At 64.5% G+C, this 18269-nt stretch carries 11 protein-coding genes; 8 read left to right on the forward strand and 3 right to left on the reverse strand.

Annotation, left to right across the window (positions count from 1 at the left end; genetic code table 11):
• Nucleotides 1–45: 45 nt before the first annotated feature.
• Nucleotides 46–777 carry a GntR family transcriptional regulator gene (locus tag EPO50_RS01320; RefSeq protein ID WP_296340838.1) on the forward strand — a complete coding sequence of 244 codons (732 nt, stop codon included), beginning with the start codon at nt 46–48 and terminating at the stop codon, nt 775–777.
• 146 nt (nt 778–923) lie between these two features.
• A complete protein-coding gene (locus EPO50_RS01325; protein ID WP_296340839.1) occupies nt 924–2519 on the forward strand; it encodes an ABC-F family ATP-binding cassette domain-containing protein in 1596 nt (531 codons plus the stop codon).
• On the opposite strand, the gene EPO50_RS01330 is transcribed toward EPO50_RS01325, so the two are convergent.
• Nucleotides 2505–4559 (reverse strand): molybdopterin oxidoreductase family protein, encoded by a 2055-nt coding sequence (locus tag EPO50_RS01330; RefSeq protein ID WP_296340840.1) that lies wholly within the window; start codon nt 4557–4559, stop codon nt 2505–2507. The two genes, EPO50_RS01325 and EPO50_RS01330, sit on opposite strands and share 15 nt — an antisense overlap.
• Before the next feature lie 41 nt (nt 4560–4600).
• Nucleotides 4601–5089, reverse strand: coding sequence for an Lrp/AsnC family transcriptional regulator (locus tag EPO50_RS01335; protein WP_296340841.1), 489 nt, complete (start codon nt 5087–5089; stop codon nt 4601–4603).
• A 106-nt stretch (nt 5090–5195) separates the two neighbouring features.
• Here EPO50_RS01335 and EPO50_RS01340 point away from each other — a divergent pair, with 106 nt between their 5' ends.
• Genes EPO50_RS01340 through EPO50_RS01350 form a run of 3 tightly spaced genes read left to right on the forward strand, consistent with a single transcriptional unit; the run spans nt 5196 to nt 8175 of the window.
• The gene (locus EPO50_RS01340) at nt 5196–6401 is read left to right on the forward strand and encodes a diaminopropionate ammonia-lyase (protein ID WP_296340842.1); all 1206 of its coding nucleotides are present in this window, start codon (nt 5196–5198) and stop codon (nt 6399–6401) included.
• A gap of 2 nt (nt 6402–6403) precedes the next feature.
• Complete coding sequence (locus EPO50_RS01345; RefSeq protein WP_296341000.1) at nt 6404–7171, forward strand: LamB/YcsF family protein; 768 nt, start codon at nt 6404–6406, stop codon at nt 7169–7171.
• 11 nt (nt 7172–7182) lie between these two features.
• On the forward strand, nt 7183–8175 hold the full coding sequence (locus EPO50_RS01350) for a tripartite tricarboxylate transporter substrate binding protein (protein ID WP_296340843.1): 993 nt from the start codon (nt 7183–7185) through the stop codon (nt 8173–8175).
• Between the two features lie 131 nt (nt 8176–8306).
• Here the strand turns inward: EPO50_RS01350 and EPO50_RS01355 are convergent, their stop codons facing one another.
• Nucleotides 8307–8816 carry a fasciclin domain-containing protein gene (locus tag EPO50_RS01355; RefSeq protein WP_296341001.1) on the reverse strand — a complete coding sequence of 170 codons (510 nt, stop codon included), beginning with the start codon at nt 8814–8816 and terminating at the stop codon, nt 8307–8309.
• A gap of 316 nt (nt 8817–9132) precedes the next feature.
• Here EPO50_RS01355 and EPO50_RS01360 point away from each other — a divergent pair, with 316 nt between their 5' ends.
• The 3 genes from EPO50_RS01360 to EPO50_RS01370 all read left to right on the forward strand — a co-directional run bounded on the left by EPO50_RS01360 (nt 9133) and on the right by EPO50_RS01370 (nt 18083).
• Entirely contained in the window at nt 9133–9756 is a 624-nt protein-coding gene (locus EPO50_RS01360; protein ID WP_296340844.1) for a sigma-70 family RNA polymerase sigma factor, read from the forward strand.
• Nucleotides 9753–10406 (forward strand): ChrR family anti-sigma-E factor, encoded by a 654-nt coding sequence (locus EPO50_RS01365; RefSeq protein ID WP_296340845.1) that lies wholly within the window; start codon nt 9753–9755, stop codon nt 10404–10406. The genes EPO50_RS01360 and EPO50_RS01365 overlap by 4 nt, the downstream gene beginning before the upstream one ends.
• 357 nt (nt 10407–10763) lie before the next feature.
• Nucleotides 10764–18083, forward strand: coding sequence for a DUF4114 domain-containing protein (locus EPO50_RS01370; RefSeq protein ID WP_296340846.1), 7320 nt, complete (start codon nt 10764–10766; stop codon nt 18081–18083).
• Nucleotides 18084–18269 lie beyond the last annotated feature (186 nt).

The raw sequence follows: 18269 nt of genomic DNA on the forward strand, positions 1-18269 counted from the left end.
ATGGGAAAGCCGCTAAGTCGTGTTCCCGGACCCTGCGATGGCTTGATGGATACGCCGCTGAAGACCCGATCATTCGAACCGCCCGAAGCCGATATGGCCCTGGTCGGTCGCGACAACCTGACGGCGCGTGTCTATCAAGAACTGCGCCAGGCCCTCATGGAGGGGCGCTTCCGGCCAGGCCACCGTTTTAAGATCCGCCAGCTCGCCCAGTCGCTCGGCGTCTCCGAGACGCCCATCCGCGAAGCCTTGATGCAGTTGGTGCGCGAACGGGTCCTCGACATGCAGGCGGCGCGATCAATCGCGGTGGCGCGGCTGACTTCGGCGCAATACCAGGAACTGCGCGGCATCCGCTTGCTGCTCGAGGGTTTTGCTGCCGAGCAGGCGGCCACGCGCATCACCGATTCAGCGATCGCCGAACTCAGGCTCCATCATCAAGCGCTCGCCGACGCCGAGCGCGATGGTGAATGGCGCAAGGCCGTCGAGGCGAACTGGCATTTCCACAACACGATCTACCGCGCGGCCGGAATGCCGGAGCTGCTGGGCATGATCGAGACCATCTGGCTGCGCAACGGGCCGCTGCTGAACATCCTCTATCCGCGCGCGGTGCCGACCTATCGAGATCGCCATCAGCACCTCAACGTGATCGACGGGCTCGTGGCGCGCGATCCGAAAGCCGTGAAGCAGGCAATCCAGGAAGATCTCATGGAAGGCGGCTCGAAGCTCATCGAACTCCTCGATGAGATCGACGAGGGCAAGGTCCCGCTCTATCCGGAGTGACAGCGGTAGCCTCGCCGCCTTGAACTTCACCCGCCCCAACCCTATTTTCCGAGCCGTTAGCCATTTCAACAGGACGCGTGTAACGATGGATTTCCACCCGACAGCCGCAGCACCCATTCGCTTCGTCTTCGGGGAAATCCGTCTTCATGTCCGCTTCGATCACCTTATCCGGTCTCGCCTGGTCCACGCCTGACGGCCGACCGCTCTTCTCCTCTCTCGACCTGAGCTTCGACACCGACCGCACAGGACTGGTCGGGCGGAATGGCGTGGGCAAGACCACGCTTCTCAAGCTGATATCCGGCGATCTGGCGCCTCAATCGGGCAAGGTCTCGGTGAATGGCACCTTGGGCGTCCTGCGCCAGGCTGTTCAGGTAGCACCGGACGAAACCGTCGCCGACCTGTTCGGCGTACGGAGCGGATTGGCTCTTCTGCGCCGCGCTGAAGACGGGAAAGCCGGTGTCGACGAACTCGCCCTTGCGGATTGGACCTTAGAAACCCGCATGGCGGCGGCACTGTCCCGCCTCGGGTTGGACGCACAACCGGAAACGCCACTGGCGACATTGTCCGGCGGGCAACGCACGCGTGCCGGGCTAGCCGCCCTCATCTTCGCGGCTCCCGACTTCATCCTGCTCGACGAACCGACCAACAATCTCGACAGGGACGGAAGACGGGCAGTCATCGACCTTCTGGCGAGCTGGCGGTCGGGCGCGATCGTGGTCAGCCACGACCGGGAACTGCTCGACACGCTCGACTCCATCGTCGAGCTGACATCGCTCGGCGCCACGCGCTACGGCGGCAACTGGAGTCACTACCGTGCACGCAAGGCGATCGAACTCGCGGCGGCACGGCACGATCTCGCCGACGCGGAGAAACGCGTGGACGAAATCGCCCGGCGAACCCAGGAAAAAGTCGAGCGCCAGGCCCGCAGGGATCGCGCCGGCCGGGCGAAGAAGGAGAAAGGCGACATACCCCGTCTCGTTCTGAACGCGCGAAAGGAACTCAGCGAGAATACGAGCGGCGGGGCCGCGCGCCTGGCCGAACGTCAGCGATCACAGGCCTTCGATGACTCGGTCTCCGCGCGCCAGCGGATCGAGATCCTACAGCCTCTCTCTGTCGTTCTGCCTTCGACGAACCTGCCGCCGAGCAAGACGGTGCTCAGGATTGACAAGGTAGGCGTCGGCTTCGAACCAGACCGGCCGATCCTCCACGATCTTTCATTTGCGATCACAGGACCGGAACGTATCGCCATCACCGGACCGAATGGCTCCGGCAAGACGACATTGCTGGCGCTGATCACCGGACAGGTGGCGCCCTGGCAGGGAACGGTGCGACGCATGACCGACTTCGCCCTGCTCGACCAGCGCGTCAGCCTGCTCGATGCCTCGGCGTCGATCCGGGACAACTTCAAGCGCCTCAATCCGCAGGCCGGCGAGAATGCCTGCCGTGCCGCCCTCGCTCGCTTCATGTTCCGCGCCGATGCCGCCCTGCAGACCGTCTCAAGCTTGAGCGGCGGGCAGTTGCTGCGCGCGGGGCTCGCCTGCGTTCTGGGGGGCGCCACACCACCGCCCCTGTTGATCCTCGACGAACCAACCAACCATCTCGATATCGATGCGATCGAAGCAGTCGAGGCAGGCTTGCGTGCCTATGACGGGGCGCTGCTCGTCGTCAGCCACGACGAGACGTTTCTGCAAGCCATCGGGATCACGCGCTGGTTCGAGCTCGGCGGTTCAGGCAGCCCGTAGCCAGATCGCGGTGTCGTGAAAGGCTGCGCCGCCGCTCGGTGGCACCGGGTCTGCACCGATCAGAACATTGACGCCGACACGGCCTGGATAGGCATCGCTCGGCCAATTGCCCTCGACCACCACGACGCCTGGCTTGGCGGTCTCCAGCGGGCGCGCGCGCAGGTTTACTTCGCCGCGCTCGTTGCCGATCCTGACGAGCGCTCCTTCGACGACGCCGAGGCGCGCTGCGTCGTCGGGATGGATCACGGCGCGCGGCTCGACCTCGCGACCGACCGAACTCGGCGTCTCGGTGAAGGTCGTGTTGAGGAAGGTGCGGGCCGGCGGCACGATCAGCCGGAACGGCAGTTCATCCGTTGCCTGCTCGACATTCTCGCGATGCACAGGCAGCGCCGTCATGCCGGTGTGATAAGGACCGACCGCCGCCCAATCGGGCTTGAAGTGAAAACGCCCGTCGCTCGACGGATAGCCGTCGAGGAAATGCTCCTTCTCGAAGCTCTGGGCGCAATCGAGCCAGCCGCGCTCCTTCGCTTCCTCCCAGGTACCTCGCCCGGAGGCACGCAGGGTCGCATCGAGCATGTCGACGGCGCTCATCTCGAAGCTCGGATGGTTGGCGCCGAGCCGCTTCGCCAGCTGGCAGATCAGCTCGTGATTGGTCCGGCAGTCCTCGTAGCGGTCCAGCACTCGCGGGCCGACGACGATGTGCGTCTGTCCATAGGCGAGGTAGAGATCGTCGTATTCGAGGAACATCGCCGCCGGCAGCAGGATGTCGGCATACTTCGCCGTCGCGGTCATGAACTGCTCGTGCACGCACAGGAACAGGTCCTCGCGGCCGAGCCCCTTCGCCACGGCCGCGCTGTCGGGCGCGACATTGGCCGAGTTGGCATTCTGCATCAGCATTGCCATCACTGGCGGGCCGCCGGCCAGCGCCGTCTCGTCACCGCACAGGATCGGGCCGATGCGTGACTGGTCGAGCACGCGCGTCGTGGGATTGAGGAGATCGAGTCCCCAGGCGAGCTTGAGGTCGAGGTTCCAGATATCCCAGTTGATGAAGAAAGCGCCGCCACCCGGATGCTTCCACGCACCCGTGATCGCAGGCAGGCAGCTTACAGCGTGCATTGCCGAGGAACCGTTGCGCGAGCGCGTGAAGCCGAACCCAAGACGCAGGAAGGAACGTTCGGTGCGACCGTAGAGTCGCGCGAAGTCGACGATCTCTTCGACCGAGAGGCCGGTGAGAGCCGCCGCCCATTCCGGCGTCTTGTCGGCAAGGTGCGCTTCGACGTCGGCGCCGAAATCGGTATAGCGGGCTAGATAGTCGCGATCGGCGAAACCTTCCTTCAGAAGGACATGCATCATCGCCAAAGCTAGCGCGCCGTCGCTGCCGGGACGCAGCACCAGCGCGATATCCGCCGCCTCGACGGTGGGCGTGCGATAGACGTCGATCACCACGAGCTTGGCGCCACGTTGTTTGCGCGCCTTGGCGATGTGCGTCATCGCATTGACCTGCGTGGAGACCGGATTGCCGCCCCACACGATGATCAGGTGGGACTGCGCCATCTCGCGCGGATCGGGGCCCATGAGCTTGCCGACACCGGCGCGCCAGCCCGCTTCGGCGGGCGTCATGCAGATGGTGCTGTGCTGGCGTGAGTAGCCGAACGCATGCCGCAACCGGTCGATACCCCAGCGCTGGACCACGCCCATCGTGCCGCCGGAGTGATAGGGCCAGACCGACTGGCTACCGTGAGTCTGTGTTGCTCGCACGAAAGCTTCGGCAACTTCGTCGAGGGCTGCTTCCCAGGAGATTGGCCGGAACTCGCCCGCGCCCTTCTCGCCAATCCTTTGCAGAGGTTGTTTCAGGCGATCGGGATGATGGGCGCGCTCGGCATAGCGCGCGACCTTGGCGCAGACGACGCCATCGGTGTAGCTGTTGGCGGCAGCACCGCGAATGCGGCCGATCCGGGTCGACGACAGGCGCTCGACCTCGAGCGAACACCCGCTCGGGCAGTCATGCGGACACGCCGACTTCCAGAACTCCTTGCCCATGGATGCTCCTCTCCGACCGGGCGGAGCATAGCATGGTCGTTTCAGCCGGCTATCGGCACGGCGAGCCCGACCTTCACACGGTCCATAGCGACGAAGGTGCGGAACCGCTTGACGTTGTTGTTGCCGAAGAACAGCCGCCGCGTGACAGCTTCATAAGCTGCCATGGTCGGTACTAACATGATCAGGATGAAGTCTGCTTCGCCTGTCACGTAGTAGCACTGCTGCACTTCGGACGCGGCGGTGAACTCGCGCTTCGCCGCATCGATCAGATCAGCGCGTTCGCTCTCCATCTCCACCTCGACGAAGATGGTGATGGGATGGCCCATCGCCGCCGGATCGATCACCGCAACATGGGCCTGGATCACGCCCGTCTCTTCCAGACGCTTGATGCGGCGCTGCACGGCCGGCGCCGACAAGTTGACGGTCTCGCCAATTACCCGCTGCGGCGTCGTGTTGTCCTTCTGCAGGATGGCGATGATGGCAAGGTCGAAGCGGTCGAGCGAAACGGCTGTGGAGGAAGACAAGGTCAAGATCCGCTCCTGACGAACCAAACTTGCAAGGGAGCGGGCAAATTACAGCGCTTTTTTCGCGGCCCGAGCAATAGATTTGCGTTGCCCTCGAAACGAGCGGAGCGCCATGTTTCTTCTCAACCGACATCCCGACCACGGGACACCACTCGATCCTGTCGATGTGGAGACCCTCGGCATCGCCGCCGCCTGCGAGGTCGAGCGCTTTCTCGGCCATCGCGACAACCATGCCGAAACACCGCTGCACGCCCTGCCTAGCCTCGCCGCCGAGCTCGGCCTTGGTGCGATCCACATAAAGGACGAGGGCTACCGCCTCGGCCTCGGCAGCTTCAAGGCACTGGGCGGCTCCTATGCCGTCATCCGGCTGGTTCTCGAGGAAGCCTCGCGCCGGCTGGGCCGCACCATCGATGTCGGCGAACTGCATGAGCCTGCTGTCAAAGCCGTGGCGGCTGGCATGACCTTCGCCTGCGCCACCGACGGCAATCATGGCCGCTCGGTCGCACAGGGCGCCGCACTCGTAGGTGCGCGTTCCGTGATCTTCGTCCATGCCGGCGTCAGCGAGCGGCGCGTGGCTGCGATTGCTCGATTTGGTGCCGAGATGATCCGCGTCGAGGGTACCTACGACGACTCGGTGATCGAGGCGGCGCGTGTTGCCGACGAGAAGGGCTGGACCATCGTCTCCGACACCTCCTGGCCCGGCTATGAGCGCATCCCTCTGCTGGTCATGCAGGGCTACACCGCGATCGTGTGCGAGGCCCTACGCCAGCTCGCCCAACCACCGACCCATGTCTTCGTCCAGGCCGGCGTCGGTGGTGTCGCCGCCGCCGTCGCAGGCCACCTCGCCTTGGTCCTGGGCGACAAGCGTCCCTGCTTCATCGTGGTCGAGCCCGCACGTGCGGCCTGCCTCTTCGAGACCGCCAGAGCTGGCCGTCCGGTGAAGATCGCACATGGCGAGCCTACGGTGATGGCGATGCTTGAATGCTATGAGCCATCGCGCGTCGCCTGGCGGGTGCTGGCGCGTGCAGCCGATGCTTTCATGACGGTCGACGAGGCAGAGGCGGTCGCGGTGATGAACCGCCTGGCGCGACCAGCGGCCAAGGATCCGGTCATCGTTGGCGGCGAAAGCGGCGTTGCGGGCCTGGCGGGCCTGATGCGGGCCGCCACGACACCTGAAATCGGCGCGAAGCTTGCAATCGATTGCACGTCGCACGTCCTCGTCATCAACACGGAAGGGGCCACCGACCCGGTGCGCTATGCCGAGCTCGTCGGGCTCGATCCCGCCACGCTTCAACCTTCAGGGAGCCAGACAGCATGACCATGAAGATCAATCTGAACGCGGACATCGGCGAAGGCTTTGGCGCCTACGATATCGGCAACGACACCGACCTCGTGACAATCATCCAGTCGGCCAGCGTCGCTTGCGGTTTCCATGCTGGCGATGCCAACACCATGCACCATCTGGCTATGCTCGCGAAAAAGGGCGGTGTCAGCCTCGGTGTCCATCCCGGCTTCAACGATCTCTGGGGCTTCGGCCGTCGCAAGATCGAGATGGACCCAAAGGATTTGGAGTTGATGGTCGCCTATCAGATCGGCGCCCTGCAGGCGATGGCGCGCTATGCGGGGCTGCCCGTGACACATCTGAAGCCGCATGGGGCACTGAACAACATGGCGGCCGTGCGTGAAGATTATGCGCTGGCCATCGGCCGGGCGATCCAGACCGTCGATCCCGACATCATCTATGTCGCCCTCACCGGCTCGCAGATGGAGAAGGCCGCCCGCACGCTCGGTCTCAAGCTGGCCCGCGAAGGCTTCGCTGACCGTGCCTACGACGACGACGGCAACCTCACCTCCCGGTCGATCTCCGGCTCTGTCTACAAGGACCCGGAGAAGGCTCTCGCACAATGCCTGAGCATGGTGAAGGACGGCTGCCTCACCTCGCGCCATGGCAATCGCGTCCCGGTCGCCGTCGAGACGATCTGCGTCCATGGTGATGAGCCGACGGCAGTGGCGCTGGCCCGCCATGTCCGTCAGGGTCTCGAAGCGGCCGGTTGCCGGATCGTCACCATCCCCGAAATGCTGAACTGACGATGGTTGCCATGAACAGACTGCTCTTCGCCTGTACCGGCGTGCTCGTGCTCCTCGCCGCGGCGACGACCTCCTTCGCCCAGGCTCCAGACAAATATCCCGACCGGCCCATCACCATCACGGTCGGCTTCGCACCGGGTGGCACCAGCGACGTGGCCGCGCGCATCCTGTCGGAGCGCCTGACGCACTCGCTGAAGACGACTGTCCTCGTCGATAACCGCCCCGGTGCCGCCGGCTCGATCGCCGCGACCGCGACGGCGCGTGCAGCGCCCGACGGCTACAAGATCATGCTCTCGGATCCCGGCGCCTTCGCCATCAACCCCATCATGATGCCGCAGAATGCCCGCTACGATCCGCTGACCGACTTCACACCGATCGCGCTGGTAGGCCAGTCGCCGCTGGTCGTGGTCGTGCCGACGAGCCGGCCCTTCACGACGGCCAAGATGCTGAACGACCATCTGCGCACCCACGCCAACACGGCCAACTACGCGTCATCGGGCAATGCCGGCATCAGCCAGTTCGGCGCCGAGGTCTATCTCAAGCGCGCGGGCGATCTCTCCGCACTGCACGTTCCCTACCGCGGCGGTGCGCCGATGATGGAAGCGCTGATGAAGGGCGAGGTCGATTTCGGCGTGGCCGTTCTCGCCTCCGCCATGCCGACCATCGAAGCGGGCAGTGTCCGGCCCCTGGCGCTCGCCGCCCCGAGCGCCACGCCTGCCGTCGCCAAGGTCCCGCTGCTCGAGCAGCTCGGCATGCCGGGCGCCGCCATGACGTCGTGGGTGATCATGATCGGTCCGCGTGGCCTGCCGCCGGAGATCGTCACGCGCCTCAACAGCGCCATCAACGAGGCGATCGCCGATCCCACCGTGCGCGAACGGTTGCTGAAGGCTGGTATCGAGACCTACAAACCAGCGACGCCCGCCGAGACCGGCGAATATCTCAGGAAGGAAGTCGAGAACTACAAGGCTTACCAGAGTGAACTAGGCGATCGGCTGACGAAGTGATGGCATCGCTGCAGTGCGCTCGAACGCATCGGAACCAACGCTCGATTTGAATAGACAGAAAGGCCACCCCTTTCGGGGTGGCCGATCTGATCGATCTGCCATCTCAAGCGAGATGCATTCGAGGACGTGTCCTACATCTTGGGCAGCAAGACCGTGTCGACGACGTGAATGACACCGTTGGACTGTTTGACGTCGGCGATTGTGACCATTGCGACGTTGCCATTCTCGTCGGTCAGAGTGATCTTCTCACCACTCATCTTGGCCTGGAGCGTGCAGCCGCCGACCGTCTTCACCGGGTGCGTGCCCTTGTCGTCCTTGATCATCTTGGCGATGGCGCCGGACATGGCGTTCGCAGAGACGACATGGCAGGTAAGGATCTTGGTGAGCTTCGCCTTGTTCTCCGGTTTGACCAGCATCTCGACGGTTCCCGGCGGCAGTTTGGCGAACGCGGCATTGGTCGGCGCGAACACCGTGAAGGGTCCGGCTCCGGCCAGCGTATCGACGAGGCCGGCGGCCTTCACAGCCGCCACCAGCGTGGTGTGATCCTTGGAGTTCGCGGCATTCTCGACAATGTTCTTGGTTTCGAGCATCGGCGCGCCACCGACCATCGGATTTGCTGCCAGCACGGGATACGCCGCCATGAGCGCCGCTGCCGCGACTGTTGCAAGGAAAGCATTACGCTTCGGCATCTCTACCTCCTGGTATAAAGACAAGGCGCGTTACACAGCTGTTACGCGGCGCGACAACAGGACGGCCATAAGAAGTTCCGCTCGCTGCTATCATTCGCGATCTGAATACGGCCCGATCGCCGTCACGGATCACAAAGCGACCCCGAAGATCACCAATGCCGGTACACAGTTCCGTGAGCGCCATGGATTGCCTTGGTGGCCAGTGATCCAATGCGCGCACCCAGGCGTAAAAAGGCAAATGAATGTCGCAAGGCTACCTTTTGGAGAGATGCGCGCCTACGCGAGACCGCCGCAGGCAAGGGTCATCGCGTTGAAGCCGGCTCATCAGCAGAAGGCGTTGCCATCCGCCGACGATCTATGCGGGATGATGCAGGCCGTTGCGAAGGAGCATGATCGAAGCGCGTTCGCCGTCCTCTTCGGCTATTTCGCGCCGCGTGTGAAAGCCTTCCTCATGCGCTCCGGCCTGCCCGACAATGTCGCCGAGGAGGTGGCCCAAGAAACCATGCTGACGATGTGGCGCAAGGCATCCTATTTCGATCCGAGCCGCGCCGGCGTATCGACATGGATCTTCACCATTGCCCGCAATCAGCGCATCGATCGCCTGCGGCGCGAGCGCGTGCAACCGATGGACGATCGCTTCGACCCGAGCAACGAGCGCGTTTCCCCTTATTCGGCTGAAGACCTCGCGCTGGTGGCGGAGCGCGACGAGCAGGTGCACTCGGCGCTCGATGCTCTATCGAAAGAGCAGGCAACGATTGTTCAGCTCTCATTCTTTGCCGAAAAGCCACATACGGAGATTGCGCGCGAACTCGGCATTCCGTTGGGAACGGTCAAATCACGGATCCGGCTTGCCCTGAACCGATTGCGCTCCCTGCTGGACGGTGAAGCATGACCATCAAACATCACCCCAGCGACGATCTGCTTCTGCGTCTTACCGCGGGATCGCTGGGCGCCGGACCTGCGCTTGTGATCACCACACATCTCGAGGGATGCGAAGTCTGCCGCAGACAGGTGGCCGCATTCGAGTCCGTGGGTGGCGCGATCCTTGAAGGCATGTCACCCGAGCCTCTGAAGACGGATGCGCTCGCACGCACCCTCGAGCGGCTCGACCTTGAGCCCCCTGCGCCGACAGCAGGATCGCCCGTCTTCCGGCAACGCCGCATCGATGGGTTGGAGCTGCCTTCCTCACTGCATCACTGCGCGATTGGCTCATGGCGCTGGCTCGCACCGGGCTTCAGATGGAGCAAGGTTGCGATCCCCGGACACCCTGACGCCAGGGTCGTTCTCCTCAAGGGAGCCGCCGGCTCGATGCTGCCGGCCCATGGGCACAGTGGCCCGGAGTTCCTGCAGGTTCTGTCCGGCGCGTTTTCAGATGAGCGTGGCCGGTATGGTCCAGGTGATCTGGACGAAGCGGACACCGACATCGACCATCGGCCCGTCGTCGATCCCGAGTCCGAGTGCATCTGCCTTGCCGCCTTGGAAGGAGAGACTCGACCTCATGGCGGTTTGGCACGGCTGCTCTGGCCGCTCATCGGCTTCTGAACCACAGCAAGGGCTGACTCGGCTGTGACGAGCGCCAACTTGCAGCTGTCTGCCTGGAGCTTTTTGCACTTTCCGAGCCGCGTTACGCAGACAGTTAATGAGAAAGCCGCACTTCAAATCCAATAAGGATAGGCTCGGTCCCCCAATTTCGTCCGGCGACGAACAGAACGCCCTCTCGACACCGACGAGCAACACAGCGCCATGCCGTCAGATATGCATTTGGCGTGTCTGCTCGTCGGAAGAATCGCACGCTTCGTCGATCGCTACTCACGCCTTGTGATTTTGTCGTGATATCGTCGCGCGCTTGGCTCCGACGACGTCGGATGTCCTGCAGGGGCAGACGACCAGGAGTTCGGTATGGCTACTTTTACTGTTGTGAACCTGAATGACAGCGGCGCAGGTTCTCTTCGAGCAGCCATCGAAGCCTCCAATGCCGAGCCAGCCGGCGTCACCAACACCATCGAGTTCACGGTAACCGGGACGATCGTCCTGGCCAGCGGCCTGCCATCGCTCACCAAGCCGGTGGATATCGTCGCCGGCAACCCGGCCACGGGTAATCCGCCAACGGTCGGGATCGACTTCAACGGCAATGCCGGCCTGGTCTTCGCGGCCGGGTCGGAAGGCTCGGAGCTGGTCGGCCTGTCGCTCGGCAACGCGGCCGGCAACGGCGTCACCCTGCATGCCGGCGGCATCACCCTCAACAACAACTATATCGGCCTCGCCCTCAACGGCTCGGCGGCCGGCAACACCGGCGACGGCGTGTTCGTGGCCGCCACCTCGTCCGGCAACAATCTCGGCTTCAACCCCGAGGCGACGACCCTGGCCGAGAACGGCCAGCCCGCGACCGGAGTGGTGTCCAACGTCATCTCGGCCAACGGCGGCAACGGCATCACGCTGAACGGCGCCGACAACAACGAAATCGTCTCCAACCGGATCGGCACCAGCACCGACGGCAATACCGCGATGGCCAACGGCGGCCACGGCATCTGGCTGACCAACGGTGCGACCGGCAACACGATCGGCGGCGCCGTCGCCGGCAACGACGCCAGCGGCGACCAGAACAACCCGACCGGCAACAAGGGCAACATCGCCGATGTCGTCGTGGTGACGCCGCCGCTCGGCAATCTGGTGTCCGGCAACGGCGGCAACGGCATCCAGATCGATACCGCCTCCAACAGCAATACGCTGAGCGGCAACTTCGTCGGCACGACTGCAAATGGCCTCGCCGCGCTCGGCAACACCGGCGATGGCGTCGCCATCCTCGAGTCCGATGCGGTGACGCTGAGCGGCTGCGTCTTCGTCGACAATCCGTTCATCTATTACAACGTCATCGGCGGCAACGCCGGCAACGGCGTCCACGTCACCAACTCCGACAACGTCGTCATCCAGGCCAACTTCCTGGGACTCGGCGCCGACAACAACACCATCGTCGGCAACCAGCTCGACGGCCTGCTGATCGACGGCAACTCGCGCAACACCCAGGTCGGCGGCGTCATCCCGCTCGGCAACGTCATCTCGGGTAATGTGCAGAACGGCATCGAGGTTGCCGGCACAGCGAGCGGGTTCAGCACGCTCAACACCTTCGGCGGCACGACGGCGTTCTTCGGCGCCGCCCCGAACGGTGACAACGGCATCCTGATCACCTCGACCGGTGGCAACCAGACGATCCAGACCAACGTCATCTCCGGCAATACCGGCAACGGCATCGAGATTTCCGGGAACGCCTGGGGCGTCTCGATCGTGCCCAACATCGTCGGCCTCGACACGCGCGGCGACGGTGCCTTCCCCAACGGCGGTTCGGGCATCGTCTTCTCCGGCAATGCCCACGACAATTTCGTGGGCGGCACCGATCTCATCGGTAACCTGTCGGTGATCCGCCAGAACACCGCCTCCGGCAACGCCGGCTACGGCATCGAGATCACCGGGACCGCCTACAACAACGTCATCGCCGACAGCGCCATCGGCACCAACATCCAGGAACTGGCGGCGATCGCCAACGGCCTGGGCGGCGTGCTGCTGTCGAGCACCGGCGTCGGCAACATCATCGGCTCGCCGCAGGTCGGCTGGACGCCGCTGCCCTCGCCGGCCGTCTCCCACAACGTCATCAGCGGCAATACCGGCCCCGGTGTCACCCTTGCGGCCGGCACCAACTACAATGCCGTCATCAACAACTATATCGGGCTCAACATCGTGGCCCAGCCAGTGCTGCCGAACGGTGATCCGGCGATCCTGAACAATGGCGGCACCAACCTGATCTACGGCAACGGCGCGCATGGGCCGCTGCCCTGGCAATCGCCGACCGGCCAGCTCGAAGCGCTGTACGTCGGCTGGTTCGGCCGCGCCGCCGATCCGCTCGCCTTCCGGCAGGACATGGAGGGGGTCCTGAGCCTGATGCTGGGCGGCGATTCGATTGCTGCGGCAATGCTGAAGGCGTCCGACAGCTTCGCCGCCTCGCCCGAGATCGGCATCTATACGCCGCTGGCCGCTCTGACGCCGCCGATCTCTTCTCCGACGCATGCCGAGACCGAGCTCACCAACAGCTTCATCAACCAGACCTTCAACAATCTCTTCGGCCGCGATGCGAGCACCTCGGAGAAGACGATCTGGCGCGAAGCCTTCTTCGACGGCGCGATTCCCTTCTCCGATCTCGTCTACGACATCGCCTCGTCGGCGCAGAACAACGACGTCCTGGCTATGAACGCCAAGATCCTCGCGGCGTCCTATTTCACGACCGCCTTCGCTTCCACGCCGCTCGATCCGCCGAGCCTCGCCGAAATGCAGGCGGCGGTCTCGGGCGTCACCAACGGCACGACGCTGTTCAATTCCCAGGCTGCCACTGACACGCTGATGGGCGGCACGCACACCCAGGTCGAGTATCAGTCGATCCTCGAACCCGGCAACATCACCACCGGCGTGCGCGCCAGCCTCGACGGCACCGTCATCCTGACCGGCAGCCAGACCGTCGAGGGCTCCACCGGCACCGAGGCCTTTCTCTATCACGGGCCGCTGAACAACACGGCCGCCGGCCAGTTCCACGTCCTCAATCCGACCTTCGCCGACCAGACGGTGACGACGGCGACGTTCTACGGCCCCGATACGGCGATCTTCACGCCGGGAATCGGCCTCGGCAACGTGCGGGCGGTCGGCAGCTATCAGTATGACGAGAATCCGGCCGGCGTGTTCAATCACGGCATGATCTACGAGGGCCCGATCACCGGCATAGGCGGGACCTGGACGGAGGTCACCGTTCCCTCGAACGGCGTCAATGTCGTGGGTGGCGTGACACTGTCGGGCACGGTCGCCAACACGATCCTGCACAGCACGCAGGGCAACCTCGTGGTCGGCAACTACGATATCTCCGGCCCCGGCGGCATCCTGCTCGGCGCCAACGGCTTCATCTACAACATCGCCACCGGCCAATACACGTTGATGAACGTCAACGGCAGCTACGACAACCTGACGTCGCTGTACGGCATCTGGCAGAACGGCGTCGGCAGCGACACCTACACCATCGCCGGCGGCTCGAAGGACGGCACCGGCCTCAACGCCGCGTTCCTGCAGACCTACAACGCCGCGACCGGCGAGTTCTCCAACCTCACCTTCTATAACGGCTTCAACAAAGCGGGCGGCCTCCTCACCCACTTCGAGAACATCACGGCGGTTCCGGGTGGCTTCAACCTCGTCGCCACCACCGACAGCGGACCTGCCTTTGCCGCGATCACGCTCAACGAAGACGGCACGTTCGGTGAAGCGGTGTGGACCGCCATCCAGCTGCCGGGCAGCGAGCTGCTGACCGGCAACATCGCCTTCCAGAACGTGGTCGGCGGCATCTACAACACCGACGATTCGGATACGGTCGCGACCTATCTCGGCGTCGTGCAGCAGTCCCACGTCAGCTCGGACGGCGGGCTGATCATGCCTGTCGGCTCGCACGACTTCTCCTACTCGCTGTCGGTCCATGGCAGCGTCGGCGCCACGATCACCGGCTCGACGACCGCCGGCAACGTGCTGGGCGGCTCGATCGGCAACGACAAGATCACCGGCACCCTGAGCCTGGTGCTGGCCGACACGATCTATACCAGCGGCGGCGCCGACACGATCATTCTGGCGGCCGGCCACACCGCGAGCACACGCATACAGCTCTTCGCCGGCAACAGCCTCACCAATGCCGACGCCCTTCAGCCGGGCTCGTCGGTGTCGCCGATCACCGGCAGCATAGTCGATGCAAACGACATCCCGCAGCTCGGCTGGTGGGGCCAGGCGACCGGCCAGCTCGGCGGGCCGGTAACGAATGCCAGCACCAACGGCGGCATGGGCACCGGCACCAGCGCGGACATGACGACGATCAAGAACTTCGTCGTCGGCTCGGGTGGCTCAGGCGATATGATTGACATCTCGCTGGCCGCCTTCAGTAACCTCATCCGTGCCGCTGACGGCGACGCGCCGCGGCCCGGCGAAGCCATCTTCAGCAACCTGGTCGGCCCCGGCGGCACGATCACCGTCGACGACGCCACGATCATCCGCATCGACAGCCCCGGGGGCTTCGTGGGCGCCGCCGACCTCGCGGCGGCCCTGCAGGCCAATCCCATCACCTTCGCAGGCCCGCAGGACGGGGCGCTGAACCATTATCTCGTCGCCTACCAGGACACCGGCGGTAATGTCCGCGTCGCCGACATGAGCATCCAGAGCGGCGGCGGTTCCTTCACCGACACCGCAGGCGGCTCGACGCTCGCGATCTCCGATCTGGCGCAGCTCCAAGGTGTGACGCTCTCCTCGCTGCAGCACTCGAACGTCAACCTGCTGGCCGGTACTGCGGTCGAAAATTCGAGCTATCTCGACTTCACGGGCTGGCGCATCAACGACGCGACCAGCGTGATGGATGCCTACGGGCTCGAGGCGAGTGACGTCTCCGAAGCGACGTTCGCTGGCCTCAACGTCGCGCTGATCCTCGAACGTGCTCAGGATCCGACGACGCTGCTGGCCCAGGACTGGGGCACGCGCCAGCAGACGCTGGCCGAAATGAACGACAACGGCACGCTGTGGACCACCTACGGCGCCGACCAGACGCTCTACAACTCCGTCGTCGAGCAGCTGACGACCACCTACGGCCTGACGATCCTCGACGGCACCGATTCGGCGAACAAGGGCGACTACGTCTCCTCCGCCGAGTCGCGGACCATCTGGGTCGAACTCAACACGGCGGAACAGTTCTCCAGCCTGTTCGGTACGACGCTCTACCAGAGCACCCAGGAGGACAACGAATTCGTCTTCTGGAACGGCGACCTGCTGCTGCCGGAAGAATGGGACATCCAGGGCCTGTGGTTCGACACGGAGAACGTGCCGCCGCCGTCCAACATGACGCCCGGCGTGTCGACGACCCTGCCGCAGGGCTCGCAGAGCCCGGGCAACAATTCGAGCCTGGGCCTCACCCTCTCGCCGCAGCAGATTTCCGAGCTCTACAACTTCCCGCTGGCGGGCCTGAACGTGGAGACCGGCGCGATCGGCCTCATCGAACCGGGCATCGGTTCGGCCCTGCATCCCAGCCAGACCAAGACCTTCCAGGAGCTGCTCACCGAATATCTCGCTTCGGTCGGCCAGACCGGCACGGGCGCCGTCTCGGTCCAGGGCGAGAACGGCCAGACCTACAACAGCGGCTCGGGCGAGCGTTCGCTCGACGTTGGTGTGGTGGCCAGCATCAATCCCAACAGCGACATCTATCTGTTCAACGGCTCGGGCTATAACGGCAACGCCGACGCCTCGACCTTCACGGCGATCCAGAGCGCGCTGTGGGATCCCACGCTGACGGCGGCGGTGCTCTCCAGCTCGTTCGGCGACGACCAGAGCATGAGCCCGAATTCGCCCTTCTACGCGGCGTACCGGCAGCTCCAGCTCGACGCTGCGCTGAAGAACGTCTCGCTGTTCAATGCGCTTGGCGACGGCGGCTCGGGCAACGAGACCGGCAACGGGCTGACCAACCTCTCCTACAACGAGACCAGCCCGTACAACGTGATGGTCGGCGGCACGTCGTTCTCGACCTTCAACGCGGCGCAGAACGACGTCACGCTCAACCCGTCCCTCGTCGCGCCGGCGCTCGCTAACGACCAGGCGACGCTGTGGCGGTTGATGGCAGGTGGCCTGACCGCCTTGCCGCAGAATCTCGCCACCCTGCAGACCTTCGCTGAAACGGTGTGGAACCAATATTTCGTCGTCGGCAACCACATCACGATCAACAACTCGCCGTTCGAGGGCGGCTATCTCGTCAACACCACGACCTCCGGCGGCGTCGACCCCACGCAGCCGATTCCGGACTATCAGCTCGCCTACGGCCTCCGTCCTGTCACCTCCGACCCGTCGGCGGAGACGGGTCGCGGCGCGCCGGACGTTTCCGCCAATGCCGGCGGCAACCTTTCCTACCTGACGCCCAACGCCGACATGGTGGGCACCGGGCCGGATGGCGGCACCAGCGCCGCCACGCCGCTCTGGGCCTCGCTCGGCGTGCAGCTCAACACGATCTTCGCGGATCAAGGGCTGCCCAACCTCGGCTACATGAACGACCTGCTCTACATGGCGTCCGCGATCGCCCCGGCGGCGTTCAACGACATCACCATGGGCAACAACACCTCGTCGTTCACCCTGGGCGGCAGCTACCACTCCAACGGAACGGATCTGACACCGACCGGCTTCGGCTATTCCGCCATCCCGGGTTATGACCTCGTGACCGGTCTCGGCTCGCCCAATGGCCTCCTGCTGGCGCGCGCGCTGACGACGATCGCCCATGCCCAGACCACCTACGCCGACAGCGCCAATATACTTGACGTCTCGGGCGACGGCTGGGCCAGCGGCGCCCATCAGAGCCTGTTGTTCCAGACCATGTCCGCCACCGGCGCTCTGGTCAGTCTCGACCTTGGCGGCGACTCGGTCGATTTCCTGAGCGGCGCCTCCTCCACCTACGCCTGGACGAGCCGGCTGGCGCAGCAGTCGCTGCAGGCCGATTTCGATCCCGCCCTGGTGCGGCTGTTCGATAAGGCGGGTCAGGGCACGGTGACCCAGGCGTCGGTCTCCAACGGCGAGAGTGTCGGCGTGTCGATCAACGCCTCGGAAGCCGACGCGATCCAGGGATCTCTGAGCAACGAGTTCGGCTTCGCCGATTTCGTGACCAACACCGGCGTCGTCCGCGTAGCGCGCCCTGTTGCGGTGGCCGAGACCGTGGATGGCCTCGACGACCAGACCGCCGTCGTGCGGGTTCGCCAGAACGGCGAGGACAAACTGTCGCTCAGCCTCTACCGGGTCGACGATCTTTCCGGGACGATCGATGGCCTGACGCCGGGCGAGGCCGGCTACGCCGCAGCAGCCCAGGCGCGCGCCTATCAGTTCACGAGCGGCGGCACCGCGCTGACCGGGCCGGGTTACGGCAACTACACCCAGGCCGGGTTGGCCAATGTCGACTCAGGCGACCTGATCGCCATGCAGCTCACCAACCAGACGTCCGGCTCGACCTTCTGGGCCTTCTCCCAGGCCAACGAGAGCGTCGGCGGCCAGAACATCAACCATGTCTGGAACTACGGCCTCAACACCTGGGGCTGGGAAGACGTGCGCGGCGGCGGCGACCACGACTACAACGATCTGCTGGTGCAGCTCGACTTCACCAGCAGCTACGGGAACGGCTGGCTGGTGTAGCGAGTGACGATTCCGAGGAAGCCGATTCTCGAATAGGAGCCCGATCACCCAACGTCGATCTTTCTGGGCTTTTCACGCAGCCTGTATCTGACAAACGGCCGCTTGTCTGCCAGGCGAGTTTACTTGGCCGTACGCCGCAGGCGGTCTAATACACTACGCTCGTCACATGGAGCCTGCGTCGGCGAG

The organism is Reyranella sp. (genome assembly GCF_004297405.1).
Taxonomy (GTDB): domain Bacteria; phylum Pseudomonadota; class Alphaproteobacteria; order Reyranellales; family Reyranellaceae; genus Reyranella.

Excerpts from the sequence above, each read along its gene's own strand:
- EPO50_RS01320 (WP_296340838.1), top strand. The coding sequence starts at position 46 with ATGGATACGCCGCTGAAGACCCGATCATTCGAACCGCCCGAAGCCGAT.
- EPO50_RS01325 (WP_296340839.1), top strand. The coding sequence starts at position 924 with ATGTCCGCTTCGATCACCTTATCCGGTCTCGCCTGGTCCACGCCTGAC.
- EPO50_RS01330 (WP_296340840.1), bottom strand. The coding sequence starts at position 4,559 with ATGGGCAAGGAGTTCTGGAAGTCGGCGTGTCCGCATGACTGCCCGAGC.
- EPO50_RS01340 (WP_296340842.1), top strand. The coding sequence starts at position 5,196 with ATGTTTCTTCTCAACCGACATCCCGACCACGGGACACCACTCGATCCT.
- EPO50_RS01345 (WP_296341000.1), top strand. The coding sequence starts at position 6,404 with ATGAAGATCAATCTGAACGCGGACATCGGCGAAGGCTTTGGCGCCTAC.
- EPO50_RS01350 (WP_296340843.1), top strand. The coding sequence starts at position 7,183 with ATGAACAGACTGCTCTTCGCCTGTACCGGCGTGCTCGTGCTCCTCGCC.
- EPO50_RS01355 (WP_296341001.1), bottom strand. The coding sequence starts at position 8,816 with ATGGCGGCGTATCCCGTGCTGGCAGCAAATCCGATGGTCGGTGGCGCG.
- EPO50_RS01360 (WP_296340844.1), top strand. The coding sequence starts at position 9,133 with ATGCGCGCCTACGCGAGACCGCCGCAGGCAAGGGTCATCGCGTTGAAG.
- EPO50_RS01365 (WP_296340845.1), top strand. The coding sequence starts at position 9,753 with ATGACCATCAAACATCACCCCAGCGACGATCTGCTTCTGCGTCTTACC.
- EPO50_RS01370 (WP_296340846.1), top strand. The coding sequence starts at position 10,764 with ATGGCTACTTTTACTGTTGTGAACCTGAATGACAGCGGCGCAGGTTCT.